Source organism: Streptomyces sp. NPDC050422 (assembly GCF_044458665.1).
In the GTDB taxonomy this organism is placed as follows: Bacteria; Actinomycetota; Actinomycetes; order Streptomycetales; family Streptomycetaceae; genus Streptomyces.
Window position 1 is genome coordinate 121,438 of the sequence record NZ_JBITIE010000010.1, and the last position, 24,347, is coordinate 145,784.

Annotated in this window: 22 protein-coding genes and 2 pseudogenes; 16 read left to right on the plus strand and 8 right to left on the minus strand. The window is 70.6% G+C overall.

Annotation, left to right across the window (positions count from 1 at the left end; translation table 11 throughout):
* Positions 1–106: 106 nt before the first annotated feature.
* Positions 107–427: a DUF1330 domain-containing protein gene (locus ACIBJG_RS17340; RefSeq protein WP_399308376.1), complete on the plus strand. Its 321-nt coding sequence runs from the start codon at positions 107–109 to the stop codon at positions 425–427.
* A 36-nt stretch (positions 428–463) separates the two neighbouring features.
* A complete protein-coding gene (locus ACIBJG_RS17345) occupies positions 464–1,129 on the plus strand; it encodes a class I SAM-dependent methyltransferase (protein ID WP_399308377.1) in 666 nt (221 codons plus the stop codon).
* Between the two features lie 18 nt (positions 1,130–1,147).
* Here the strand turns inward: ACIBJG_RS17345 and ACIBJG_RS17350 are convergent, their stop codons facing one another.
* Positions 1,148–2,071, minus strand: a complete 924-nt coding sequence (locus ACIBJG_RS17350) for an SDR family NAD(P)-dependent oxidoreductase (RefSeq protein WP_399308378.1) — start codon at positions 2,069–2,071, stop codon at positions 1,148–1,150.
* A 150-nt stretch (positions 2,072–2,221) separates the two neighbouring features.
* On the opposite strand from ACIBJG_RS17350, the gene ACIBJG_RS17355 reads away from it, so the two are divergent.
* Positions 2,222–3,088 (plus strand): helix-turn-helix domain-containing protein, encoded by an 867-nt coding sequence (locus tag ACIBJG_RS17355; protein ID WP_399308379.1) that lies wholly within the window; start codon positions 2,222–2,224, stop codon positions 3,086–3,088.
* 29 nt (positions 3,089–3,117) lie between these two features.
* Here ACIBJG_RS17355 and ACIBJG_RS17360 read toward each other — a convergent pair whose 3' ends face one another.
* On the minus strand, positions 3,118–4,047 hold the full coding sequence (locus ACIBJG_RS17360) for a hypothetical protein (RefSeq protein WP_399308380.1): 930 nt from the start codon (positions 4,045–4,047) through the stop codon (positions 3,118–3,120).
* A 404-nt stretch (positions 4,048–4,451) separates the two neighbouring features.
* Here ACIBJG_RS17360 and ACIBJG_RS17365 point away from each other — a divergent pair, with 404 nt between their 5' ends.
* Positions 4,452–5,333: a GH25 family lysozyme gene (locus ACIBJG_RS17365; RefSeq protein ID WP_399308381.1), complete on the plus strand. Its 882-nt coding sequence runs from the start codon at positions 4,452–4,454 to the stop codon at positions 5,331–5,333.
* Between the two features lie 150 nt (positions 5,334–5,483).
* Entirely contained in the window at positions 5,484–6,620 is a 1,137-nt protein-coding gene (locus tag ACIBJG_RS17370; RefSeq protein ID WP_399308382.1) for a glycoside hydrolase family 3 N-terminal domain-containing protein, read from the plus strand.
* Between the two features lie 11 nt (positions 6,621–6,631).
* On the opposite strand, the pseudogene ACIBJG_RS17375 reads toward ACIBJG_RS17370, so the two are convergent.
* Positions 6,632–6,745, minus strand: a pseudogene (locus ACIBJG_RS17375) (DUF397 domain-containing protein); the annotation flags it as partial.
* Between the two features lie 20 nt (positions 6,746–6,765).
* Here ACIBJG_RS17375 and ACIBJG_RS17380 point away from each other — a divergent pair.
* From ACIBJG_RS17380 to ACIBJG_RS17400, 5 genes are all read left to right on the plus strand, one after another.
* Positions 6,766–7,086, plus strand: a complete 321-nt coding sequence (locus ACIBJG_RS17380) for an ATP-binding protein (RefSeq protein ID WP_399308383.1) — start codon at positions 6,766–6,768, stop codon at positions 7,084–7,086.
* A 42-nt stretch (positions 7,087–7,128) separates the two neighbouring features.
* Positions 7,129–8,172, plus strand: a complete 1,044-nt coding sequence (locus ACIBJG_RS17385; protein ID WP_399308384.1) for an NAD(P)/FAD-dependent oxidoreductase — start codon at positions 7,129–7,131, stop codon at positions 8,170–8,172.
* The gene (locus ACIBJG_RS17390; protein WP_399308385.1) at positions 8,169–8,801 is read left to right on the plus strand and encodes an SAM-dependent methyltransferase; all 633 of its coding nucleotides are present in this window, start codon (positions 8,169–8,171) and stop codon (positions 8,799–8,801) included. Before ACIBJG_RS17385 ends, ACIBJG_RS17390 begins: the two co-directional genes overlap by 4 nt.
* Before the next feature lie 261 nt (positions 8,802–9,062).
* Positions 9,063–9,431 (plus strand): VOC family protein, encoded by a 369-nt coding sequence (locus ACIBJG_RS17395; RefSeq protein WP_399308386.1) that lies wholly within the window; start codon positions 9,063–9,065, stop codon positions 9,429–9,431.
* Positions 9,432–10,232: 801 nt separating this feature from the next.
* Positions 10,233–10,790: a DinB family protein gene (locus tag ACIBJG_RS17400; protein ID WP_399308387.1), complete on the plus strand. Its 558-nt coding sequence runs from the start codon at positions 10,233–10,235 to the stop codon at positions 10,788–10,790.
* A 31-nt stretch (positions 10,791–10,821) separates the two neighbouring features.
* On the opposite strand, the gene ACIBJG_RS17405 is transcribed toward ACIBJG_RS17400, so the two are convergent.
* Positions 10,822–11,562: an SDR family NAD(P)-dependent oxidoreductase gene (locus tag ACIBJG_RS17405; protein ID WP_399308554.1), complete on the minus strand. Its 741-nt coding sequence runs from the start codon at positions 11,560–11,562 to the stop codon at positions 10,822–10,824.
* A gap of 92 nt (positions 11,563–11,654) precedes the next feature.
* Between ACIBJG_RS17405 and ACIBJG_RS17410 the strand changes: the two genes are divergently transcribed.
* Both ACIBJG_RS17410 and ACIBJG_RS17415 read left to right on the plus strand, forming a co-directional pair.
* Positions 11,655–12,494: a LysR family transcriptional regulator gene (locus tag ACIBJG_RS17410; RefSeq protein WP_399308388.1), complete on the plus strand. Its 840-nt coding sequence runs from the start codon at positions 11,655–11,657 to the stop codon at positions 12,492–12,494.
* A gap of 428 nt (positions 12,495–12,922) precedes the next feature.
* Entirely contained in the window at positions 12,923–13,426 is a 504-nt protein-coding gene (locus ACIBJG_RS17415; protein ID WP_399308389.1) for a diadenosine tetraphosphate hydrolase, read from the plus strand.
* A gap of 38 nt (positions 13,427–13,464) precedes the next feature.
* Here ACIBJG_RS17415 and ACIBJG_RS17420 read toward each other — a convergent pair whose 3' ends face one another.
* From ACIBJG_RS17420 to ACIBJG_RS17430, 3 genes are all read right to left on the minus strand, one after another.
* Positions 13,465–13,995 (minus strand): hypothetical protein, encoded by a 531-nt coding sequence (locus ACIBJG_RS17420; protein ID WP_399308390.1) that lies wholly within the window; start codon positions 13,993–13,995, stop codon positions 13,465–13,467.
* Positions 13,992–14,237 (minus strand): helix-turn-helix transcriptional regulator, encoded by a 246-nt coding sequence (locus tag ACIBJG_RS17425; RefSeq protein ID WP_399308391.1) that lies wholly within the window; start codon positions 14,235–14,237, stop codon positions 13,992–13,994. Before ACIBJG_RS17425 ends, ACIBJG_RS17420 begins: the two co-directional genes overlap by 4 nt.
* A 116-nt stretch (positions 14,238–14,353) precedes the next feature.
* Positions 14,354–14,968 carry a YceI family protein gene (locus ACIBJG_RS17430; protein WP_399308392.1) on the minus strand — a complete coding sequence of 205 codons (615 nt, stop codon included), beginning with the start codon at positions 14,966–14,968 and terminating at the stop codon, positions 14,354–14,356.
* A gap of 248 nt (positions 14,969–15,216) precedes the next feature.
* Here ACIBJG_RS17430 and ACIBJG_RS17435 point away from each other — a divergent pair, with 248 nt between their 5' ends.
* Together ACIBJG_RS17435 and ACIBJG_RS17440 are read left to right on the plus strand one after the other, a co-directional pair.
* Positions 15,217–15,738 (plus strand): hypothetical protein, encoded by a 522-nt coding sequence (locus ACIBJG_RS17435; protein ID WP_399308393.1) that lies wholly within the window; start codon positions 15,217–15,219, stop codon positions 15,736–15,738.
* A 215-nt stretch (positions 15,739–15,953) separates the two neighbouring features.
* Positions 15,954–16,325, plus strand: a pseudogene (locus tag ACIBJG_RS17440) (ROK family protein); the annotation flags it as partial.
* Between the two features lie 89 nt (positions 16,326–16,414).
* On the opposite strand, the gene ACIBJG_RS17445 reads toward ACIBJG_RS17440, so the two are convergent.
* Positions 16,415–17,644: a glycoside hydrolase family 64 protein gene (locus ACIBJG_RS17445; protein WP_399308394.1), complete on the minus strand. Its 1,230-nt coding sequence runs from the start codon at positions 17,642–17,644 to the stop codon at positions 16,415–16,417.
* A gap of 349 nt (positions 17,645–17,993) precedes the next feature.
* On the opposite strand from ACIBJG_RS17445, the gene ACIBJG_RS17450 reads away from it, so the two are divergent.
* Together ACIBJG_RS17450 and ACIBJG_RS17455 are read left to right on the plus strand one after the other, a co-directional pair.
* The gene (locus ACIBJG_RS17450) at positions 17,994–21,866 is read left to right on the plus strand and encodes an endo-alpha-N-acetylgalactosaminidase family protein (RefSeq protein WP_399308395.1); all 3,873 of its coding nucleotides are present in this window, start codon (positions 17,994–17,996) and stop codon (positions 21,864–21,866) included.
* Between the two features lie 120 nt (positions 21,867–21,986).
* Positions 21,987–24,320, plus strand: a complete 2,334-nt coding sequence (locus tag ACIBJG_RS17455) for a polysaccharide lyase 8 family protein (RefSeq protein WP_399308396.1) — start codon at positions 21,987–21,989, stop codon at positions 24,318–24,320.
* Positions 24,321–24,347 lie beyond the last annotated feature (27 nt).

Sequence of the window (24,347 nt, forward strand, 5' to 3'; positions counted from 1 at the left end):
GGAACGTCCACTCGATCGAGTGCGGGACCGGTTGGCCGTCGGTGGTCAACGGTTCGTACGGTGACCGTGTCTTCAGTGCACGCCACGCCAACGAACGGGGAATCAGGTGTCCGCTTACGTCATCGTCAACGTCGATGTGCTCGACGAGGAGGCCGGCCTGGCCTATGCCGCCGCCGCCCGGAAGACCATCCTCGGCCACGGCGGCCGCTACCTGGTCGCGGGCCCCACGCCCGAGGCCGTCGAAGGCAGCTGGGACTCCTCCCGGTTCATGGTCATCGAGTTTCCCGACATGGACCGGATCCGGCAGTGGTACGACTCTCCCGAGTACCGGAGTGCCCGGGAGATACGTGAGGGCAAAGCCCGGGTGGGGATGCTGTTCGTCGACGGCGCGCCGCCGGAGGGCTTCCGCCTCCCGCCTGATGAGTAGCCGGCCCGTCAGACGCCACCTCACTGGATTGTGACCATGCCGGACGCACTCTCATCCATGCCGGAGCCCGGCAGCGCCGCCGACGTCGTCCGCACGTGGAACGCTCGCGCCGACCGCTATCTCCGGCTGTTCCGCGACGAGTTGGACGGCAAGCCCTTCGACCGCGAGATGCTCCGCGCGTTCGCCGGGCGAGTCGGCGAGGGCGGCAGGGTGTACGACGCCGGGTGCGGGCCCTGCGGCCATGTGACGGAACTGCTGGCCGTCCGTGGTCTCGACGTCCTGGGTATCGACCTCTCACCGCGCTGCGTCGCCCTCGCGCGGCAGGAGAAGCCCGGCTGTCGATTTGCGGTCATGGACCAGCGGGACATCGCGGAGGAGCGGCTGGACGGGCTGGTCTCGTACTACTCGCTCCACGATCAGCCCAAGAGGGACCTGGCCACCACGCTCACCTCGTGGGCTGCGGTACTCCGCCCCGGCGGGCAGCTGCTGATCGTGGCCAAGGAAGGGAGCGGCGACGAGGTGATCAATGATCCGCTCGGCGGTGATCTGCGCGTCTACTGGGCGGAGTTCACGGCGTACGAGCTCCGCACGGCGGCCGGGGACGCCGGCTTCCGCGTCGACGACTGCACGGTTCGCGAGGCGTACGACGACGAGATCCCGACCCGCCGCATCCATCTGGCGGCGACGCGCGGCGCGGCCTGAGCCCGAAGGGTCCACAGCTCAGGTGGCGTGCGCCGCGGTGAACCGTTCGACGGTGTCCCAGAGCTCGCCCTCGCGCTGGGGGTCGTAGGACTCCTCCGACGACCGGGTCGCACGGGTGCGGTCGACATAGGACCCGGTCGGCGCCTGGGTCGTACCGAGGACGACGTCGGCGAGGTAGCGCCCGGCTGCACGGCGGCCGGTCGCGAAGGGGGTGAGGGCCATGACCGGCAGGATGCGGCGCATCGCGAACCGGGAGGCGGGGCCCGCGTTCCGGGTGAGGCCGGTGCCGGGGACGAACCCCGGGTTGTAGGCCACGGCGTCGATCCCGGCCGGCAGCCGGCGTGCGTACGCGTGAACCAGATAGATCGCGGCCAGCTTGCTCGTGGAGTACGCGGTACGCCCACCGGCCACGGTGTCCGGCCGGGGGAAGGCGCCCGGACGGGCGAGGACGTCCGGGGACTTCCACGCCGGACCGGGCACCATGCCCATGTTGTGCTTGAAGTCCCCGAAGTGGGTGTCGCTGGCGGTGATCACGATCCGGGCGGGAGCCACGAACCGGTCCTGGAGCAGGCGGACGAACAGGTGGTTGGCGAGCACGTTGATCGTGAACGTCGACTCGAACCCGTCGGGCCCCTCGGTCATCGCGTTCGTGTACTGCGTGCCCGCGTTGCCCACGAAGCCGCGCAGCGGCGGCAGCTCACCCCGATCCAGCCGCCCGCGGATCTCGGTGGCGGCCGACCGGACGCTGTCCAGCGAGCCGAGGTCCGCCGAGACGTACGAGACCGTGTGTCCGCCCTCCCTCAGCTCCGCGGCCAGCGGCGCGCCGGAGGATCCGCGGGCTACGACGAGGAGGTGCGCGTCGGGCGACCGGCGCAGGATGTGCGCTGCGGCGACGCGGCCGAGGCCGCGGCTCGCGCCCGTCATCACGATGGTGTGGCGCATGGGAGGCCCCTTTGCTGGTCAGCCGATGTGCGCCCGGGACCGGGCGCATCACCACGGTCGCCTCTCACGACGGCGCCAACCAGTGCCGTCCTCGTCACTAGGACCGGCAGTACCCAGGCTCGCCGGGCGTCGAGCGGCGACAATGGACCCATGGCTGCTCCCCGCTCCACCTTCGGTGCACTCCTGCGTGCCTGGCGCGACCGCCTCCCCCCGGCCGACGCCGGCCTCACCGCGGCGGCCGGCCGCCGCGCCCCGGGGCTGCGCCGCGAGGAGCTCGCGCAGCTGGCCGGGCTCTCGGTCGACTACGTTCTGCGCCTGGAGCAGTCACGCGCGAAGAATCCCTCGGCCCAGGTCGTAGGCGCCCTCTCCCGGGCCCTTCAGCTGTCCCGGCCCGAGCGCGACCGGCTGTACCGCAGCGCCGGACTGCTTCCGCCGCAGGACGGCACGGTCAGCACCCATGTACCCCCGGGGATCCAGCGGCTGGCCGCGCGCCTGGGCGACGTCCCGATCGGGTTGTTCACCGCCGACTGGACCCTGGTGTGGTGGAACACCCTGTGGAGCGCCCTGCACGGCGACCCCGCCGCTCTCCCGGCTGCTGAACGGAACCTCGCGCGCGCCCTGTTCGGCCACGGCGCCGCGCGTGCCTCGCTGTATCCCATCCGGTCCGAGCGCGGACAGGAGGCCGTCGAGACGTCGATCGTCGCCGACCTCAAGGACGCCGTGTCCCGCTACCCGGCGGACCGCGGGCTGGATCGTCTCGTACAGGGCCTCCGGGAGGAATCCGAGGTCTTCGCCCGTCACTGGGCCACGCAGACGGCGGCCGCCCAGCACGTCAGCGACCGCAAGACGATCCGGCATCCGGAGATCGGCGGCATCCTGCTGGACTGCGACGTCCTGGTCGTTCCGGGCGCGGACCTGCGCATGGTCACCTACACGGCGGCGTCCGGGAGCAGCGACGAGGGCAAGCTCGACCTCCTGCGCGTCACAGGCGGCCGTCCCGCCAGCGCACGCCCCTGACAGTTCCCCTGGCCGTCCGGTCCACCGGTTCATCCGAGGTGGGACGCGAGCGCGGTCCGCAACCGCTCGTAGGTCGCAGCCAGTCGGCGCAGCCCGTCCGCCGCGACCCGGTCGTCGCCCGTGACCACGGGGTGCTGGAGGCTGCCGACCAGCCGCGCCTGCCCGGCCGCGACGGACGCCGCTGCGGACAGCCCCAGCGAGTCCAGGCAGTGCGCGGCGTCGGAGAGCCGGCGGGCGCCGACCCGGATCGCGAAGTGCGCCAGGAAGCCGCGCATCCGTGCGTCGAGCCCCGCCTCTGCGAGGTCGGCCAGCGCCTCCACCCCGGCGGCGCCCCCGAGCGTCCCCGCCGGCACCGGCCGGTCGTGGCGCCCCGCCAGCCACCGCTCGGCGGCGGGCAGCGACGCCCGCAGAGCGTCCTCGGCCGAGACCTGCCGTTCCTGGACGAAGCCGGCGCGCATCACGTACGGGGCATCGGTGTACCCGACCGCCTTCGCCTCCCACGCAACGAGGAAGTCCGCGACGGGCAGCGTCGTGAAGGGATGACCATGCGGGTCATGGAAGACCACTGTGCCGCCGTCGACCTCCAGCACGGCCACGAAGTGGTCGCCGCCATCGGTGGTGGGTGTGCCCGGCTGGTGAAGGAGTAGCCCCATGTCGACGGGACCGACCAGCACGGGGCCACGAGCGGCCGCCGCCCGCAGCCGCTCCTCGGCAACCTCGGCCGTACCACCGGCGGTACGTGCGCAGCGCGCGCCGAGCAGGGTGATGGCCGCGTCCAGGCCGTGATCCGGGTCCCAGCCGTACGGGTCGAACAGCGGAAGCGTGCCGCCGAGCAACTCGAACCCGAACGGCGAACCGGTCAGTACCTCGATGACAGCCGGGGGCGGGGCCGACTCGCCGACGACCATGGCGAGGGAGTTGGCGTAACAGTAGGGGCCGGAGCCGATGAAGTGCGTCACTGGTGTCCTGTCTTCTTCGGTTCGGTGAGGAAGCGAGGGGCGGGGCGGCGGCAGCCCCGTGAGCGCGGAGAAGCCCGGGGGCGGGCACGCCCGACATCGAGTTCAGACCTTGACGCGGTGTGAGGGTCAAGCCCGTCGTACGGCCCTGGATGCGTTGGCCGCAGGCCTGTGCGGACGCTCGGCGTCGCGACCGAGTGCACAGGGGGCCCGTCAGTCCGGAAAATTTCTTTCAAGCGCAGGTCGTTTGCACAGCTCACCAGGACGCAGGTAGGTCTAGACCACTAACGAAAGGTGAAAGCTATTTACCGCACGGGCGCACCTGTGGCTCACTATGTCGTGTCCCCGACAACTTGACGCGCGTAGACCGTCGTGGAATCACATCCCCCCACAAGCAGGAGGCCACCGTGTTCCCCCGGAGCATCTCCCTCAGGTCCACCCAGAAGAGACTCACCGTGGCTGGTGTCGTCGGCACGAGCGCAGCGCTGCTGCTCGGCCTGATGTCCGGCACCGCGTCGGCGACGCCCGTGCCGGACAACCCCGTGCCGTACGGCCAGGGGCACATGGGCGTCGGATACATCCAGGACGGCAAGGACTTCAAGCCCGACACCCGCCAACTGCACCTCGGGGCCCAGTCGGACGCCAGCCTCAAGGCGAACCCCGAGGGCATCGACGTCTCCGGCTGGCAGGGGAGCATCAACTGGAGCTCGGTCCGCAGTGCGGGCATCGAGTTCTCCTGGATGAAGGCGACCGAGGGACTGACGTACAAGGACTCGACGTTCAGCGCCAACTACGTGAACGCCTACAACGCGGGCGTGATCCGGGGCGCTTACCACTTCGCGCGGCCGGACGTCTCCGGTGGCGCCGCGCAGGCTGACTTCTTCGCGAGCAATGGTGGCGCCTGGTCCCGCGACAACCTCACGCTCCCCGGCGTGCTGGACATCGAGGGCAGCTGCTACGGCTACTCCCAGGCGAGCATGCGGCAGTGGGTCCTCGACTTCTACAACACGTACAAGGCCCGCACGGGTCGTGACGTCGTGATCTACACGAGCCCGAGCTGGTGGAACACCTGCACCGGTGGCTGGAGCGGCATGTCCGCCCTCACCCCGCTGTGGGTCGCGCACTGGACCTCCGCCGCCAACCCCACCATTCCGGCGGGCTTCCCGTCCTGGACGGTCTGGCAGTACAGCGCCACCGGCTCGGTGAGCGGAGTCGCGGGCGACGTCGACCGCGACCGCTTCAACGGTGACCGCTCCCGCCTGCTGGCGCTGGCCAACAACACCGCGTGACGGTGGGTGCCGGACCACGGTGACCCTTCCGGGGCGTGGCTTCCGCACGAGGGTGCGCGGGCCGGAGAGGCTGTACCCGGCTGCTCCGGCCCGCCACCCTCCCGAGGTCCGGCCCGGCTCCACGACAGTTCACGAAGGAGCAAGTCAGTCATGAGCTCGACACCACCTCTCAGCAGGCGCGGCGCCCTGATCGCCGGAGCTGCGGCCCTGGCCGGGCTGGGACCGGCGGCGACCGCTTCGGAAGCCGCCGTGCGTATGCCGGAGGGCTCACGCCCCCGGGCCGCCGCCCTGACCCCGCAGCAGCGCGCCGCGCAGTGCGTCATCCACTCCTACCCAGGACTCACGCCCCCCGCCTCCCTGATGAACGCCATCGCGGAGGGCCGCACGGCCGGCGTCATCTTCTTCGGGGAGAACGTCGAGGACCTGAGCCAGATCGAGAGCGTCATCCAGTCGATGAACGCGGCGCACGCCTCGTCCCCCGTGAAGGCCCCGCTGCTCCTGATGACCGACCAGGAAGGCGGCCTGGTCCGCCGCCTGCCCGGTGAGCCCGTGATGTCCGCGAAGGAGGTCGGCGCCGCCACCGACCCGCACCAGTGGGCCGACTTCACCGGCAGCGGTGCGGGCATGAACCTCGCGGGCATCGGCATGAACGTCAACCTCGCACCGGTCCTCGACGTCTACCGCAAGGACGGCGACTTCACCGACCAGTACGAGCGCTCGTACAGCAAGTCAGCAGCAGCCGTGGCCAGTTGCGGTGCGGCCTTCATCGCCGCCCAGCAGGGCGCCGGTGTCGCCGCCACCGCCAAGCACTTCCCCGGCCTCGGCCCCGCATCCGCGAGCCAGAACACGGATCTCCGATCCGTCACCCTCACCACGTCTGCGGCCACCCTCCGCGGTGTGGACGAGGTGCCGTACCGGGATGCCATCGCCGCCGGTGCCAAGCTCGTCATGCTGTCCTGGGCCATCTACACCGCCCTGGACTCCAGCCGCCCCGCCGGCCTGTCCCCGGCCGTCGTCGGCGAGCTGCGTAACCGGCTCGGCTACACCGGCGTCACGATCACCGACGGCCTGGAAGCCGGTGCCCTCCAGTCCTTCGGCAGTACGTCGCAGCGTGCCGTCACGGCCGCCTCCGCGGGCATGGACCTCTTGCTCTGCTCGTCCCGCAGCGTCTCGCAGGGAGACGAGGCGGTGACCGCGCTGAGCGACGCCCTGGCGTCCGGCAAGCTCGACGGCACGGCTTTCGACGCCGCGGCGGCACGCGTCAGCGCTCTGCGCGTCGGGCTGTGACGAGCGGGCGTCTACCTTGCGGCCACGAGGAACGCGGACCAGGCGTGCGGGGGGACGGTGAGGACGGGGCCGTCGGTGACCTTGGAGTCGCGGATGTGCACGGCGGCGGGGTGGGCGGCGACCTCGCGCCGATCGACGCGAAGCCGTGGTTCTGGACCAGGACCACGACGTACTGCTCTGCGTGAGTGAGCTCGCCACCAACGCATTCGTCCACGGGGTGCCGCCGGGGCGTGGATTTCGGATGCATCTGTACTGGGAGCGGGGTGACGGCCGGCTCCGTATCGAGATGCATGACAGCGGCGACGGCGAGGTCCCGGTCGCCCGGCACTGTCCGCCCGGCGCCGAAAGCGGGCGCGCACTGCTGCTGGTTTCGGCGCTTGCCGATGCGTGGGGCGTGGATGAGCAGAGTCCCGGCAAGGTCGTCTGGTGCGAATTTGCCGCTTCGGCAAGGATCTTTGCCGAATAAGAGCCCAGCGCGCACCATCTTCCCCAGATGGAGGTGTTTCGCATGAGCGACATGACGCAGACGTACGACGTGGTGGTGATCGGTGGCGGGGCCGCCGGCCTGAGCGGGGCGCTGTCCCTGGGGCGGGCCCGGCGTTCGGTGCTGGTGATCGACGCGGGCAGCCCGCGCAACGCACCCGCGTCCCACGTGCACAACTACCTCGGCCGCGAGGGCACCCCGCCCTCGGAGCTGGCGGCCATCGGCCGCAAGGAGGTGGCCCAGTACGGGGTCGACATCGTCGAGGGCGAGGTCACTGCGGCTGAGAAGCTGCCGGGCGGGGCCGGATTCCGGGTCGTGCAGGGGGACGGGACCGCTGTCACGGCGCGTCGCCTCCTCGTCACCACGGGGCTCGTCGACGAGCTGCCGCCGATCCCCGGCCTGGCCGAGCGCTGGGGGCAGGACGTGTTGCACTGCCCGTACTGCCACGGCTGGGAGGTCCGGGACGCGGCGATCGGCATCGTGGCGCTGACGCCGATGGCTGTGCACCAGGCGCTGCTCTGGCGGCAGTGGAGCGCCGACGTCACCCTGTTCCTCCACAACGCGCCCGAGCCGGGCGACGAGGAGTACGAGCAGCTGGCGGCGCGGGGCATCGCCGTGGTGGACGGGGAGGTGGCCGGGCTGGAGGCGAGCGGCGACCGTCTGACCGGGGTGCGGCTGGCCGGTGGCCGGGTCGTCCCGCGCGAGGCCGTCGTGGTCCAGCCGCGGTTCACGGCGCGCTCCGGGGTGCTCGACGGGCTCGGTCTGCACGCCACGCCGCTGGAGATGGGCGGTCACACCCTCGGCACATACATCGCGGCCGACCCGATGGGGGCGACGGAGGTGCCGGGTGTGTGGGTGGCCGGTAACGTCGCCAGTCTGATGGAACAGGTCATCGGCTCCGCCGCGGCGGGCCTGAAGGCGGGCTCCGCCATCAACGCCGACCTCGTCGCCGAGGACACCCGCCGCGCGGTCGAGGCCCGCCGCGCCCCCTTCTCGGCGGAGGCCGAGCGCCAGGTCTGCGAGAAGACCCTCGGAAACCGCCGGCACGGACTGCAGGAGACACGATGACCAACGACAGCGCCGCCGCCTCCGATGCCGAACTCTGGGACGAGCGCTACCGCGAGAGTCACCGGATCTGGAGCGGCAACCCCAACACCGCCCTCGTCCGCGAGGTGGAGGACCTGAGCCCCGGGCGCGCTCTGGACCTCGGGTGCGGTGAGGGGGCCGACGCGGTGTGGCTCGCCCGGTGGGGCTGGCAGGTCACCGCCACCGACATCTCGCGCGTCGCCCTGGACCGGGCCGCCGAGCACGCGGCCGAGGCGGGGGTCGCCGACCGTGTCGACTGGCAGTTCCACGACCTCGGGGTGTCCTTCCCCGAGGGGGAGTACGACCTGGTCTCCGCGCAGTTCCTGCACTCCATGGGCGACCTGCCGCGCGAGCAGATCCTGCGCCGTGCCGCCGCCGCGGTTGCCCCCGGGGGCGTGCTCCTGATCGTCGGCCACGCCGGCTTCCCGGCCTGGGAGCACAACCATGCGGACATGGAGCTCCCGACCACGGTCGAGGTGCTCGCCTCCCTCGAACTTCCCGAGGGGGAATGGGACGTGCTGGTCAGCGCGGAGCACGAGCGCATTCAGAACGACCCGGACGGGAACCCCACCACCCGTACGGACAACGCGCTGAAGGTCCGCCGGCGCTGACCGGCGGGGGTGCGGTGGTTTGAGGGCCCTCAGAGCCCACCCCGTGCCAAGCGTCGCCTTGTTCGCGTTCGTCTTGGACAAAGAGGCTGCGCCATCTTGAAGTGGCTGGTCAGCAGGGTGGTGCGGCCGCGTTTCCGGCTGCTCCTACTGGTCGCGGGCGGCGGTCCGGGGCGTAGATCGCCTGGCAGGGCGGTTGTGCCGATGAGTTCACCGTCGTCGAACGGTCTACCCAGCGACACGACCGTTCTCGACAGGAGTGCCATGTCCACGATCCAGCCAGTGATCATCACTGCCGACCAGGACGTCCTGCTCGGCTTCTATACGAAGTTGTTCGGCGCCGAGGAGATCTTCCGGGTACCGGCGGAAGGCCCGGCCTTCTACCTCGGCTTGCGCATCGGCGACACCGACCTCGGCCTGGTGGCCAAGACGGACCCGGGGACCGGGGCAGCACCGCGGATCCTGCTCAGCATCGGTGTCGACGACGTCGACGAGACGCTCGGCCGGGTGACGGCGCTGGGCGGCTCGGTCCGCGGCCGCCCCAACGACATGCCGTGGGGGCAGCGCGTCGCCCACATCCAGGACCCCGACGGCAACCCGGTGAACCTCACCCAGCCGATCCCGGCTCAATGACGCCGTTCCAGGTGCAGGCCGGCCGGCTGTCCAGCACGGCCGCGTCGGCACGGCCCCGCGGGCTTCCCGGAGCCGTCAGGCCGGGGTAGAACCGCCGTCAACTGGATGGCGTCCGCGGAGCGCGCCAACGACGGCCGTCCGCTGAGCGAGGGGGCGGACGACATCGGCTCCGCCGACCGCGCGGCGACCCCGCACGACAGCAGCATCCCCGCCCAGACCGCGATCACCTGCGCGGACTCCAGCCTGCGCCCCGGCTTCGAACATCTCGACAGGGACGAGGCCCGCGTCAAAGCCGCCTCACCCGTCTTCGGCGCGGCCTGGTCCACCGGCGTCTACCTCTGTTACGACTGGCACACCGTCCCCGGGGCCGGGGTGCGGCCCTGCGCTGATCGGCGACGATCACACGGCCGGCCTCTTCTCGTGCGGGCCTGGTCCGCTTACGGAGCGGGTTCGTGGACGACCATGGTGGTCGGGCACTCGGTGGCCAGGTTCTGGAGCTTGGGCATCCACTGCGTCGAGTCCTCGTCGGCTTTGGACCTGTTGGACTTCGCGGTGACGCCGATGAGAGTGAGTGGGGAGCCCTGGTCGTTCGCGTGTGCTTCCCGCCGGAGAGGGCCGGGGCCGGGTCACTCCGCACGCCGAGCAGGGCATCGACACCTCCACCACGGAAGGCCGCGCCGTGGACGGCGTGGCCGTTGTGACCGACCATGGGGTAGGGCGTCGTTCAGGTCACGTACTGACCTATAGGCCTTCTAACGTGTTCCTTGACCGGCTGATCAGGAACAACAGGAGGCAGAGATCATGACCGTCAGCGAGACCACCACCCAGGACGTCGCCGATGCCCCGGCCCTCACCGGCGAGCGCGCCGATCTGCTGGAAATGCTCGCCAAGCACCGGCACTTCCTCCGCTTCACCACCCGTGACCTCACCGACGAGCAGGCCGGGTTGCGCTCCACAGTGAGCGAGTTGTGTCTGGGGGGTCTCATCAAGCACGTCACCGGCGCCGAACGGAGCTGGGCCGGCTTCATCGTGAACGGCCCGTCGTCCATGCTCGACTTCACCGCGATGACCGACGCCGACTGGGCCCAGCGGGCCGGTCAGATGCGGATGCTGCCCGGCGAGACGCTGGCCGGTGTGCTGGACGACTACGCCGAGGCCGCCCGTCTGACCGACGAACTGATCGCCACCCTGCCCGACCTGAACGCCACCCAGCCGCTGCCGAAGGCTCCGTGGTTCGAGGGCACCGCGCACTGGTCGGCGCGCCGGGTGCTGATGCACATCATGACCGAGACCGCGCAGCACGCCGGTCACGCCGACATCATCCGGGAGTCGATCGACGGCGCCAAGAGCATGGGCTGACTCCCGGCCCCAGCGGGAACACCTCAGAAGGTCACCACGGTACGACGCCGTTGTCGTCGAACTGCTGACCAGTGGGACCGTCGTCGGGCAGGGCAGCCAACCGGATGGCGATCGCCGCGCCCTGCTCAGGGGGCTGAGTCCCGCTGAACGCGTTGAGGCCGGTGGCCACGTAGCCGGGGCAGGCGTTGTTGATCAGGATGCCGGTGCCGCTCAGCTCCTTGGCGTACTGGATGGTGACGGCGTTGAGGTAGGTCTTCGTCGGCGCGTACGCCCCGCTGACGCCTCCGAGGTCGACGCCGGGCGTGGTCTGCAGGGCCAGCGAGCCGACGTGGCTGGACTGGTTGACGATCCGCGGGTGCGCCGAGTCGCGCAGCAGCGGCAGCATCGCGTTGGTGACCCGGATGACGCCGATGACGTTCGTCTCCACCAGCCGCCGCACAGTCTCCAGGTCCATGGTGGTGGGCTCTTCCGGCCGCCCACCGCTCGCGACGCCGGCGTTGTTGATCAGCACGTCGAGGCGTCCGGCTCGCTCATCGAGCAGCTGTGCCGCAGCGGCCACGCTCTCGTCGTCGGTCACGTCCAGGGGCACGCCGAACGCGTCGGCACCTGACGCGCGCAGTTTCGCCACGGCGTCCGTCCTGCGCCGCTCGTCCCGGGCGCCGACACCGACGCTCCAGCCCAGTGCGCCGAGCCCGGCCGCGATCTCGTAGCCGATTCCCTTGTTCGCGCCGGTGACCAGCGCGATTGTCTTCTCGCTCATGACGTCGAGCATGGCTGCGCGGCGACCGGACACCAACACCATCTCGGTGGTGCACCGATACCCGAACGGCATCGATCGTCCGTTCGTCTGCGTACTGTGCAGTTATGGAGCTACGCGAATTGCGGTACTTCGTTGCCCTCGCCGAAGAACTGCACTTCGGCAGGGCTGCGCAGCGCCTGGAGATATCCCAGCCGCCGCTGTCCCGCGCGATCGCCCGGCTCGAACGCCGGCTCGGAGTCACGCTGCTGGAGCGCACCAGCCGCAAGGTCACGCTCACCGAGTCCGGATCCGTGCTGCTGTCCGAGGCGCGCACCATCCTCGGTGCGGTGGCCGCGGCCGAGCGGCGTACCCAGCAGGCCGCGCAACAGCGTCCGCGTCTCGTCCTCGCCGTGAAATCCGGTACCGGGGGCGAGTTCCTGGCCAAGCTGCTCGATGCCTACCGCTTGGATCCCGGCGCGGCCACCGTCGATCTGATGCTCTGCGAGGCGCATCAACCACAGGAATTGCTGATGTGCGGGCAGGCCGACGTGGCTCTGCTGCACCTGCCGTTCGACTCGACGGCCGGACTCGACACCGAAACCCTGTACACCGAGGGCCAGGTGGCGATCCTGCCCGCCTCTCACCCGCTCGTCGGCCGGTCTCGAGTCCGGGTGGCCGAGGTCTCCGCATTGGCGGAACTTCCGATGGCTCGCTGGCCCGGTCCCGGTGGCAGCTATCCGGAGGGACCAGGGGTCGAGGTACGGAACCTGACCCAGCTCTTCCAGCTGATCGCGCTGGGGCACACCACGGTGATCCTGCCCGAGTCCGCCGGCACGGACCTGCGCCGTGATCTTGTCGCGGTGCCGGTTCCGGATGCTCCACCTGTGACGACGGTGATCGGTTGGCCGTCACAGAGCCGCGTGCGGGCGGTCGCCGACCTGGTCCGCTTGGCAACGTGCCTCTGACTGACGGTTGTTCGGCCGGCCGATGGGCTGAGGTACCCGGTCTCTCAGTCGAAACGCAGCGCGGGTAGCTGCGAGGGGATTCGTTGCGCAGCCTCAGGAGCTCCTTCCACTGCCGGGCGTGGTCAGCCGCCAACAGCGGTTCGGGCACGTCGGCACGCCGCACCGCGAGACTGACCCCGCACTCTCCCTGCTCAGCTGATGGATCCGGTGAGCCCCGTCGTACCAGACGCTGGTGTTGTCCCGGTTCCCGCATACCCGGCACGTCAGCGCGGGAGTCCCACCCCACGGACGCTGCCCGCCCTCCGCGCACGGACCGTACGTCACTTCGACTCAAGGCCTCGGCGAGGCCGTGTTCTTCACGATCGACCCTTGGGAGGAGGGCGGGGAGCGAGAAGCGGTCTTCGATCTCCGGCATGTAGGTTCTCGCCATGACCGAGGAATGGCGGATGGACCGGATCGGAACTGCTCTGAGGGGCGAGAACCCCACCGTCCTGCGGCGGTTGACGTCGGGATTCGCGGTGATCGGGGACGTTCAGTTCCTGCCGGGATACTCGGTTCTTCTCGTGGACCAACCGGATGTGCAGCGCCTGTCCGACCTGCCGAAGGCGAAGCGGCTGTCGTTCCTGGCCGACATGGACCGGCTCGGTGAAGCGGTTGAGCGGGCCTGTCGGCGGCTGGATCCGGCATTCCGGCGGGTGAATCTGGAGATCCTGGGGAACACGGACCCGTTCCTGCACGCGCATGTGTGGCCGCGGTTCGCGTGGGAGCCGGCCGACGCGGTGGGTGCTCCGGTGTGGCTCTATCCGCGTGCACGGTGGAGCGACGAGCAGTTCAGGCTCGGTCCGCAGCACGACGTTCTGCGGGAAGCGATCGGCAGCGAACTCGACCACTTGTCCGATGTACCTTCGCGGGCGCCCGAGGGCCGAGCGTAGCTCCGGGCCGGCCGGCGTGAGCCTCCGGAGGCCGGCGGTCAGAACAGTTCCTCCTCCGGCTCCGCCTCGTCCCGGACCGTCAGCCCCGCCACCCACAGCGGCATCAGCCAGTGCGCGACGAACACCGTGGCCAGGACGGGGAGGAGCAGGGTTTCCGCCTCGGCCCGCCCGGTCCAGTCCCCGCCGGCGACGACGCCGAGGGCGATCGCGAGGAGCAGCGTGGTGAGGCGGTGGGCCCGGGCTCGCACTCGGTCCCGCTCCGCCACCTGGCGCTCGTCCAGGACGGGCGTTCGCAGTTCGAGCAGGCCGCGGGTGGCGCCGTTGATCGCGCCGGTGGCCACGCACCACGGGAGGACCATGGCGAGCAGGGCGAAGGCGGGCCAGCGCTGGTCGCTCGCGTACGCGCCGATGCCCGTGGCCAGACCGGCCGCCGTGAGCGTCACGTGGGCCGCGACGGCTGTGCGGCGGCGCGCGGCCGTCGCGTACAGCGCGCTCGCCCGGCGGTCGTTCATGACGGCGAACATGCGCCGGTCGTGGCGTGTGGGGGCCGACATGTCTGTGCTGGTCATTGCTTCCTCCCGTAGACCTCGTCCGTGAGCGGGCGGAACGGCCGGAGGGAGAACAGTGCCTCCACCGGCAGTTCGAAGAACTCGGCGATGCGCAGAGCCAGGTCGAGGCTCGGGTTGTACTGCCCGCGCTCGATGTAGCCGATGGTCTGGTAGTGGACGCCGACCGCCTCGGCCAGCGCCTGTCGCGACACCTTGCGTTCCGCGCGCACCATCGCCAACCTGTTGTGCACCTGCTCGCTCATGTATAAGAAGTACTACATTAACGAGCAGGGTCGCAAGGCGGAAACGCCGAGCGCCCGCCGTCCTCCCCGCAGGGGGTGGAAGGCGGGCGCGCTCGGTGCGGGGTGTCCCGGGGGGGTCAGGCCTGCGGTGCGGCAGCCTTGATCGCGGAGATGTCGAAGTTCAGCTTGACCTTGTCGCTGACCATCACGCCGCCGGTCTCCAGCGCCGCGTTCCACGTCAGGCCCCAGTCGGAGCGCAGGATGTCCGCGCTGCCCTCGAAGCCGACGCGCTCGTTGCCGTACACGTCCGTCGCGGAGCCGTTGAACTCCAGGTCGATGGCGAGCGGGCGGGTGACGTCCTTGATCGTGAGGTCACCGGTGACGCGGTACGTGTCGCCGCCGAGCTGCTCCGCGGCCGTCGAGCGGAAGGTCATGAGGGGGAACTTCTCGGCATCGAAGAAGTCGCCGCTGACGAGGTGGCCGTCGCGGTCGGCGATGCCGGTGTCCACGCTGGCGATCTTGACGTCGATCGAGGCTGCGGAGTTGGCCGGGTTGCTGCCGTCCAGCTTCAGGCTGCCCTCGTGCTCACCGAAGGAGCCGCGCACATTGGTGACCATCGCGTGACGGACGGTGAAGCCGATGCTGCTGTGGGCCGGGTCGATCGCGTAGTCGCCGGTGAGGGCGGCCAGGGCCGGGTCGACGGCGACGGTGGTGGCGGGGGCGTCGTTGTTCTTGCGGTTGAACAGAGCCATGGCTCCTCCTCGGGGACGTGATCGAGCGGGGCTCGAAGTAGTTGTTTAACCTTCAACGAGATTTACTGTAGACCCATTTTGTTCAAAGTTCAACATCTGCGACCCCGACTGTTACGGAAGGGGGCGGGGTGGCGGCTCGGGGAGGGGGTGTATGTGCGCGACCGGCGCCGCAGGCCCTCTGGCGGACGCGCGTAGAACTCGGGCAATATCCTCCATGCCCCATTGTCATGCACAGGAGGAGTTCCCCCATGGTGTCCCGTATGACGCTGCGCCCCGTCCTGACCGCTCTCGCCCTCGTCCTCGGCGTCCTCTTCGCCCCCGGAATCGGCGTCGTCGCCGGTACGACGGACGCCTACGCCGTCACCAAGCTCACCCACAGCCAGGCGACCTCCAGGTTCAGCTCGTCGGGCGTCACATGGTCGTCCTCCGGTGGCTGCTCCAACCGCAACGTCTCCACCTGCACCTCGTTCGACCAGCTCAACCTGGCGACCGCCCAGGGCGCCCAGACCCTCAAGAGCGCCACGGGCTGCGCGCTCAACATCACCGGCGGCACCGAGACCGGGCACGCCAGTGGTACGTACTCGCACTGGAACGGCTACAAGCTCGACTTCGGCAAGACGACCTGTCTCACCAACTACGTCCACGGAGTGTTCAGTTACATCGGTCTGCGCGGCGACGGCGCGCCCCAGTACAAGTCGGGCTCCGGCAACGTCTACGCGGACGAGGGCAACCACTGGGACGTGACGTTCTACAACTGCGGCGGCTGCTGACCGCTTTCGCGCCCATGCGTGACGGCCTCCCCGCCCGTCCCTTCAGTTCTAGTGGTCGTTGCAACACCCCGGATGAAGGGGTGCGATGGACTTCGAGATCCGGGAGGGCCGGAGTAAGCCGAGCGGGAAGAGGCTGGTCCGAGAGCGGGCTGCATACTTCCAGCTCATGGAGCAGGGCTACAGCACGCGAGAAGCTGCGCGGATCATCGGAATCAACCTCCGGCCGCTCCATCGGCGCCCGCTACACGGAGCGCACCGGCCGGCGGCTGACCGCCCGCGAGGTCGCGGGGGCGGCGGAGCGCGGTGACGAGGACGCCCTCGCGGTGTACCGGGCCGCCGGTGCCGGCATCGCACGGGCGATCGTGATGACTGCGGGCGTCGTCGACATCACGACGGTGGACGTGGGCGGCGGGGTCAGCCACGCCTGGTCGCTGCTGAGCCCGGTCGTCGTCGCGTCGCCGGCCGCCGAACCGCCGGTGAGCGGTCACCCCGTCCGGCTGGTCAGGTCCGGCCTGGGCGCCGACGCCGTACCGGTCGGCGCCGCGGCAAGGGCACGGCAGGAGCTCGCAGTGGGTTCCCCGGCCTGATCCGGCCCGCGCCCGCGGCGCATGGGTGCGGCGTCGTCGTGCCCCCGTCCTGGAACCCAGGACGGGGGCACACGCATGTCCGAACGGACTCAGGACCCCACGGCCACCGTGAAGCGCCTCGGGTTGCCGTCGTTGGCGGCGCCCGAGACGTCGGGCTCGCCTTCGGGGCGTACGTCGTCGTAGGGGAAGGCGTAGCCGATCGGGCTGTTGGCGTGGACGATGCGCGACCAGTGGTTGGTCACCGCGCCCTGGTAGTAGTCGGCCACCGTGGTGCCGTTGGGCTGGTCGGGGTGGCTGAGCATGATGGAGCGGTTGAAGCCGGCCGCGAGTCGGGCCAGCAGGCCCTTCTTGTCGTCGGAGTCCGCCGGGTTGTTGGTGAACGGTCCGTGGTTGCAGGTGAAGATGTCCTTGGAGACGGGCTTGGTGAAGGTGTGCCCGCCGTTGAACGTCAGGGTGTCGCCGCTGACCCGCCCGGTGAAGACACCGCGTCCGCCCTGGAGGTCGATCCGCAGGTCGGTCGAGCGGTACTTCTCCCAGACCTCGTCGATCTGCGCGGTGAACAGGTCGCGGAACGGCATCTGGTCCGGCCGGTCGAAGAACGGGGCCATCAGGTTCTGCGGGGAGATGACCCGCAGCACGCTGCCGTCCGAGCCGCGCGTCACCAACTGGTCCCACGGCTGACCGTCTGCGGCGGCCTGGGCGGTGAGGCCGTCGGCGATCCGCTGCACGGCGCCGTCGGGCAGCGGGGCCACCGTGTGGGTGGCGTCGCCCTCCAGCTTCAGGCCGATGGGCAGTGCCGTCACCAGGTCGACGTAGCTGATGTTCGCGTACAGCTGCTGCGGGTTGAAGGTGAACTCGCAGAACGACCAGGTGCGCCCGTAGTTCGCGTCCGTGGACGTGGCGAAGGCCGGCTCGACCAGGGCCGGGCCCGGGTTGAGGTAGAAGTCCAGGGTGTCGTCGCGGACGAAGTAGACCCGGGCGCCGTACATCTGTGGCAGCGTCAGGACGACCGGGGCGCCGCCCGCGGCGTTCAGCGGGATGGCGCAGTCGACCGGGAGGGGGGTCTGCGGCGCGGCGGGGGAGTCGGGGCGGTAGACGCTGCCGTCCGGCCGCAGCAGCACCCAGCGGTCCGTTCCCTGCTCATGACCGGTGACGTAGGCGTTGACCCGGCCGGGCAGCGAGCGGTTCTCCAGGGCCAGTTCGCAGGTCGCGGCGGACGCCGAGGCGTTCGGACTCAGCGCGCTTCCCCAGAGGGGGTAGGAGAGCGCGGTCGCGGAGGCGGCGACGCCGCCGGAGAGGAACATTCTGCGCGAAATCATCAGGCGACTCCGGGTGTGTGGGGGGCCGCGGACGGGGTCGTGATGCGGGGAGTGTGGAACGGGGGCGTCCGCGGTGCGCACCACTCTTGCGACGGTCGGGACAGCCGTCAAGACTTGTGACTGAGAGCGCTCTCAGAAGAAAGAAGTCTTCACAACTCTACGCAGGTGAACGGTATTTGGCGGGACCGTCAGCGAGCGGCTCGAGGTTCCGTGATCAGGAACTGAACGCTGCAGCCGCCCTGACCTGCGCACGCGCACTTGGACTTACGCGGCACGGTTGTTGGACTGGAGAGGCCCTCGGAGCCGTACGTCGTTGACGGTGTCACGACACGGCGACTACGCAGTGCACATGTCGCCAAGATTTACTTCGGTGGGCGCCGCAGCCGCCGCCTCAGCAGCCGTCCTGGCTCTGGCCGGGACCGCCCTGCCCGCCTCAGCCGCCGCCCCCGCCTCCGCCGCGGCCGAATCCGCCGTCCCCGCGGACGCCCCCGTCATCGGATCGGCGCAGCTCGCCGTCGCCGTCGCCGACGACTTCCCGCGCGTCCTCACGTACACCGACCGCGCCACCGGGGCCCAGCTGTCCGGCAGCACCCGGCCGGTCACCGCCGTCACGCTCAACGGCACGGCCCACCCGGTGCGGCTCAAGGGCGCCCCCGAGATCACCGCGTCGGCCGCCCGCTACACGCTCGTCTTCGCCGATCTGCCCGGGATCGAGATCGACGCCACGCTCTCCATCTCCGGACGCGCCACCACCTTCAAGGTGACGGCCGTCCGTGACACCGAGGCGTTCCGGGTCGGCACGATCGACATCCCCGGCCACGACCTCGTCTCCGTCGCGAGCACCGACACCGGGGCCGCCACCGCCTTCACCAAGCTCGACCCCGACTCGACGAAGACCGCCGACGTCTTCGCGAAGGTCACCGGCGACACGAAGGCCGACGCCGCGCCGGTCGGTGGCACCTACGCGATCGTCAACACCGGGTCGCTCGCGGCCGCCGTCGAGTCCAACTCCTCGTACGACAAGCCCTCCGGTGCCACCGGCGGCGACGACGCCCGCTTCTGGCACCAGGCCCGCAAGGCCGACGACGGCTCCACCCGCGTCGGCGTCTGGTCCGGCCAGTGGACCTACCGCGGCGACGGGGCGCCGAAGCCTTCGATCGGGGAGAACCTGCCCTGGGCGAAGGTCGTCGTCACGCCCGACGCCAACGGCGACAAGACCGTCGACTGGCAGGACGGCGCCGTCGCCTTCCGCTCCATCGGCGTGGTCGCGCCGGGCAGCAAGGACACCGCGGACCGGGTGATCACCCACATCCCGTTCAACTTCGCCAGCCAGGCCACCCACCCCTTCCTGCGCACGCTCGACGACGTCAAGCGGATCTCCCTGTCCACGGACGGCCTCGGCCAGCTCGCGCTGCTCAAGGGGTACGCCTCCGAGGGCCACGACTCCGCCCACCCCGACTACGGCGGCAACTACAACAAGCGCGCCGGGGGGCTGAAGGACCTCAACGAGCTCCTGAAGGACGGCAAGAAGTGGGGCGCCACCTTCGGCGTCCACGTCAACGCCACCGAGGCATACCCCGAGGCGAAGGCGTTCGACGAGAACCTCGTCGACAAGTCGAAGCCCGGCTGGAACTGGCTCAACCAGAGCTACTACATCGACCAGCGCCGCGACATCAACAGCGGTGACCTGGCCAAGCGCTTCCAGCAGCTGCGGGACGAGACGAACAGCAACCTCAGCATGCTGTACATCGACGTCTACTACACGCACGGCTGGATCGCCGACAAGACCCTCCAGTCCCTCCAGACGCAGGGCTGGAACGTCTCCAGCGAATGGGCCGACAAGTTCGAGCGGGGCTCGCTCTGGTCGCACTGGGCCAACGACCTCGACTACGGCGGCGCCACCAACAAGGGTCTCAACTCGCAGATCATCCGGTTCATCCGCAACGGTGAGAAGGACGTCTGGAACAACGACCCGGTACTCGGCCAGACCGCTATCGACGAGTTCGAGGGCTGGACCGGCGAGACCGACTGGAACTCCTTCTACGACAACGTCTGGCAGCGCAACCTGCCCGCCAAGTACCTCCAGCAGCAGAAGATCACCCGCTGGGACGGCAACGACATCACGTTCACCGGCGGGGTGAGCGGCACGGTCGAGGACGGGAAGCGCACCTTCTACGACCACGGCCGCAAGGTCCTCAGCGGCACCGACTACCTGCTGCCGTGGGACGGCGGCAAGAAGCTGTACCACTACAGCGAGTCCGGCGGTACGAGCACCTGGGCGGTGCCCTCCACCGGCACGTACACGGTCTACGAGCTCACGGACAACGGCCGGGTGAAGACCGGCACCGTCCGTCCCGTCGAGGGGAAGATCACGCTGAAGGCGGAGGCCGGGCAGCCCTACGTCCTCTACCCGGCCAAGGCGCCGAAGGCAGCCGACGCCAAGTGGGGCCAAGGCACCCTCGTCGACGACCCCGGCTTCAACGACAGCAAGCTGGCCGCCTGGTCGAAGACCGGCACCGCCGCCCGCGACACCGACGGCCAGGGCCGCAACAGTGCGAAGCTGTCCGGCACCGGCACGGCGGCGCTCTCCCAGACCATGGCCGGACTGAAGCCCGGCGCCCGCTACACCGCGTCCGCGCTCATCGAGGTCCAGCCCGGCAAGACCCGGCACACCACGCTGTCGGCCGGCGGGAAGTCCGTCGCCGTGGACCGCTCCACCGCGAAGGACTACGTCGCCGCGTCCGACTGGCACGGCACGTACTTCCAGCGCGCGAAGGTGAACTTCACCGCACCGGCCAACGGGCGCACCACCCTGCGGATCGAGGCCGCCGGCGGCAGCGCGGCGACCGTCCGCGCCGATGACGTGCGCCTCGTCGCCAACGCCCCCGCCACCAAGGAGAACACCGTCGTCCACGAGGACTTCGAGGACGTCGACCAGGGCTGGGGCCCCTTCCTCAAGGGCGACGCGGGCGGCGCCACCGACCCCCGCACCAGCATCTCCCAGCTGCACGCCCCGTACACCCAGGCCGGCTGGAACGGGAAGCTCGTCGACGACGTGCTCGGCGGCAAGGAGTCCCTCAAGGCCCACGAGGAGAACACCGGGCTCGTCTACCGGACCGCCCCCTGGACCGTCCCGATGACGGACGGACACCGCTACAAGGTCGAGTACGACTACCAGTCCAGCCACGCCGGCGCCTACGAATGGGTCGACGGCTACGACCGGATCACCGCGGACGGCGCGCCCGACTCGGTCGAGACCCGGACCACCGCGATCGGTGCCCAGCACACCACCGCTCACTTCAGCGAGACCGTCACGGCGGGCTGCGGCGACGCCTGGACCGGGCTGCGCAAGCGCGGCGACGCGCCCGACGGCGCGGACTTCGTCCTCGACGGCTTCACCGTGACCGACCTGGGCGCGGCCCCCGCCGGTGAGCAGGCCGCCTGCGGCACGCTCACCCTCGACCCCGCCGCCGAGACCCTGGAGCCGGGCACGGCCAACACCGTGAAGGCGAGCTTCACCAACTACGAGGCCACCGCGGCCACCGGCGTCTCGGTCGGCCTCACCCTCCCCGAGGGCTGGAAGGCCGAGCCCGCCGGAGTCGTCACCTTCGACTCGGTCGCGGCTGGTGCGAAGGTCACCGCGAGCTGGCAGGTCACCCCGCCGGTGGATGCCAAGTACCAGACGTACGGCCTGAGTTCCGAGGCGTCCTACACGGTCGGCGGTGCGCGGCGGACGCTCGGCGCGCAGACGTCGGTGCGGACCCTGCCGCCGCCGCCCACCACGGACAGCTGGGCCAGTGACCTGGACTGGACCGCCGCCACGAACGGCTGGGGACCGGTCGAACGCGACCTCTCCAACGGCGAGACCGGCACCGGCGACGGCACCGCGCTGACCATCGGCGGCGCGGTGTACGCCAAGGGTCTCGGCAGCCACGCACCGGCGAGCATCCGCTACTACCTGGGCGGGAAGTGCACCTCCTTCACCGCCGAGGTGGGCGTGGACGACGTGCAGAAGAGCGCGGGCAGCGTGCAGTTCTCCGTGAAGGCAGACGGTACGGAGAAGGTGAAGTCGCCGGTCCTCAAGGCCGCCGACACCGCCTGGTCGCTGACGGCGGACGTCACCGGCGCGAAGTACGTCGAGCTGATCGCCGGTGACGGCGGCGACGGCAACGGCAACGACCACGCCGACTGGGGCAGCGCCCGCTTCCACTGCGGAAGCTGAACGGCTCCATGAGGGGAAGGGGGAGGGCCGGCATCGGTCCGCCCCCTTCCCCGTCGCAGTAAGCGCGTGCTAGACCAACCCTCGTCCGGTCTAAACCACTTGCCCACCGGAGGTAGCCCCGTGTCACTCCTGCCCGCCTGGTCCCGCCGTGCCTTCCTCGCCACCGGCAGTGCCACCGCACTGGGTCTGGCGCTCCCCTCGACGGCACGCGCGGCGCAGGACGAGTTCGAGACGCTCCGGCTGCGCTGGAACGACCTGTCGCTCGGTACCGGATACGACCCCGCCACCGAGCCGTACGCCGCCAAGCTGGCCGAGACCGGTGAACTCGCCGCGGAATTCCGCTCGACGATGGCCCCCGCCGCCGACTCCCTCTGGGCCGGGCACACCTTCGACCCGCCGTCCGGCATCACCTGGAGCTACAACCGGCTGTGGACGATGACCCAGGCGTACGCCCAGCAGGGCACCGGCCACACCGGGGACGCGGGCCTCCTCGCCGACATCCTCCGCGGCCTGGACCACCTCTCCGCGACGGTCTACAACCCGGCCACGGCCCGGTACGGGAACTGGTGGGAGTGGCAGATCGGCAGCCCGCGCCTGCTCATGGACATCGTTGCCGTCCTGCGCCCCCATCTGGGCGAGGAACGCGTCGCCGACGCCTGCGCCGCCGTCGACCACTTCATCCCCGACACCATGCTCACGGACTACAGCGGCACCTCCACCGGGGCCAACCGGGTCGACCTCTGCCGCTCCGTAGCCCTGCGCGGCATCCTCGGCCGGGACGCCGCGAAGACCGCGCTCGCGCGCGACGCCCTGTCGCCCGTCTTCCCGTACGTGACGAGGGGCGACGGCCTCTACGCCGACGGGTCGTTCGTCCAGCACACCTGGGTCGCCTACTCGGGCACGTACGGCCAGGTCATGCTCGACGGCCTCGGCCGGCTCTTCGCGCTGCTGGCCGGATCCACCTGGGAGGTCACCGACCCGGGCCGGCAGATCATCCTCGACAGCGTCGAACACGCCTACGCGCCGCTCATCCACGACGGCCTGATGATGGACAGCGTCAACGGCCGCGCCATCAGCCGGGGGCTCCTCAAGAGTGACGAGCGCCGGATCATGCGCAGCGACCACTTCCACGGCCAGGGCCTGATCGCCGCCGTCGCGCTGCTCGCGGGCGGCGCGTCCGCCGCCGAACGCGACCGGTGGAACGGCATGGTCAAGGGCTGGATCGAACGGGACACCGTCAGCCCGATCCTCGCCGCCCCGCAGTTCGGCGTCGCCGACCTGTCCCGGCTGCAGGCGGCAGCGGAAGCCCCCGTTCCCGCCGCGCCCGAACCCGTCGGCCACACCCTGTTCGCCGCCATGGACCGGGCCGTGCACCGCCGCCCCGGCTGGGTCGCGAACCTCTCCATGGCATCGGAGCGGATCAGCGCGTACGAGTGCGGCAACGGCGAGAATCCGCGCGGCTGGCACACCGGGGCCGGAATGCTCTACTGGTGGCAGGGCGAGAACGGCGGCGGCCAGTACACCGACTGGTTCTGGCCCACCGTCGACTGGTACCGGCTGCCCGGCACCACCGTCTCCACCAAGCACCTCGCCGACCGGGCCGGCGGCGAATGGGGCGAACCCCGCCCGGCCGTCCAGTGGGTCGGCGGGGCGCACGACGGCGAGTTCGCCGCCGTCGGACAGCATGTGAAGGGTCTCGGCTCCACCCTGGAGGCCCGCAAGTCCTGGTTCTGTGCGGCGGACGCGGTCATCTGCCTCGGCGCGGGCATCACCGCCGCCGACGGGGTCCCCGTGGAGACCGTCGTCGACAACCGCAATCTGGGTCCGGACGCGCGGCAGACCCTCACCGTCGACGACCGCGAACGCCCCCGCTGGGCCCATCTGGAGGGGCACGGCGGCTGGGTGCTGCCCGGTGGCGCCGCCCTGCACACCCTGCGCGAGGCCAGGACCGGTGCCTGGTCCGACATCAACACCACCAGCTCCACCGAGCAGCAGACCCGCCACTGGCAGACGCTCTGGCTCGACCACGGCACCGACCCGGTCGATGCCGCGTACCTCTACCTCCTGATGCCCGGCGCCTCCCCGCGCACCGTCGCCGCCCGCGCGGCCGACAAACACTGGCTGACGGTGCTCGCCAACACCGCCGCCGCCCAGGCCGTCGCCGTGCGCTCGCTCGGGCTGACCGCCGCCAATTTCTGGCAGCCGGGCACCGCCGGACGGCTCTCCTCCACCGGGCCGGCCAGTGTTCTCGTACGGGAGGGCCGGAGCACGACGGCCGTCCGGGTCAGCGGACCCGACCGGAGCGGCGCGCCGTTCGAAGTGGTCTGGGACCGGCCGGTGCGCGAGGTCGTCTCGGCCGACCCGGGCATCGAGGTCCGGGCCATCGGCCGACGGCTCGTGCTGGGCGTGGACCCGGGGACGTCGGGGGCCACCCTGCGGTGCGACGTCCGGTAACCCGTTGGGCCGGACTGTGCGCGGAGT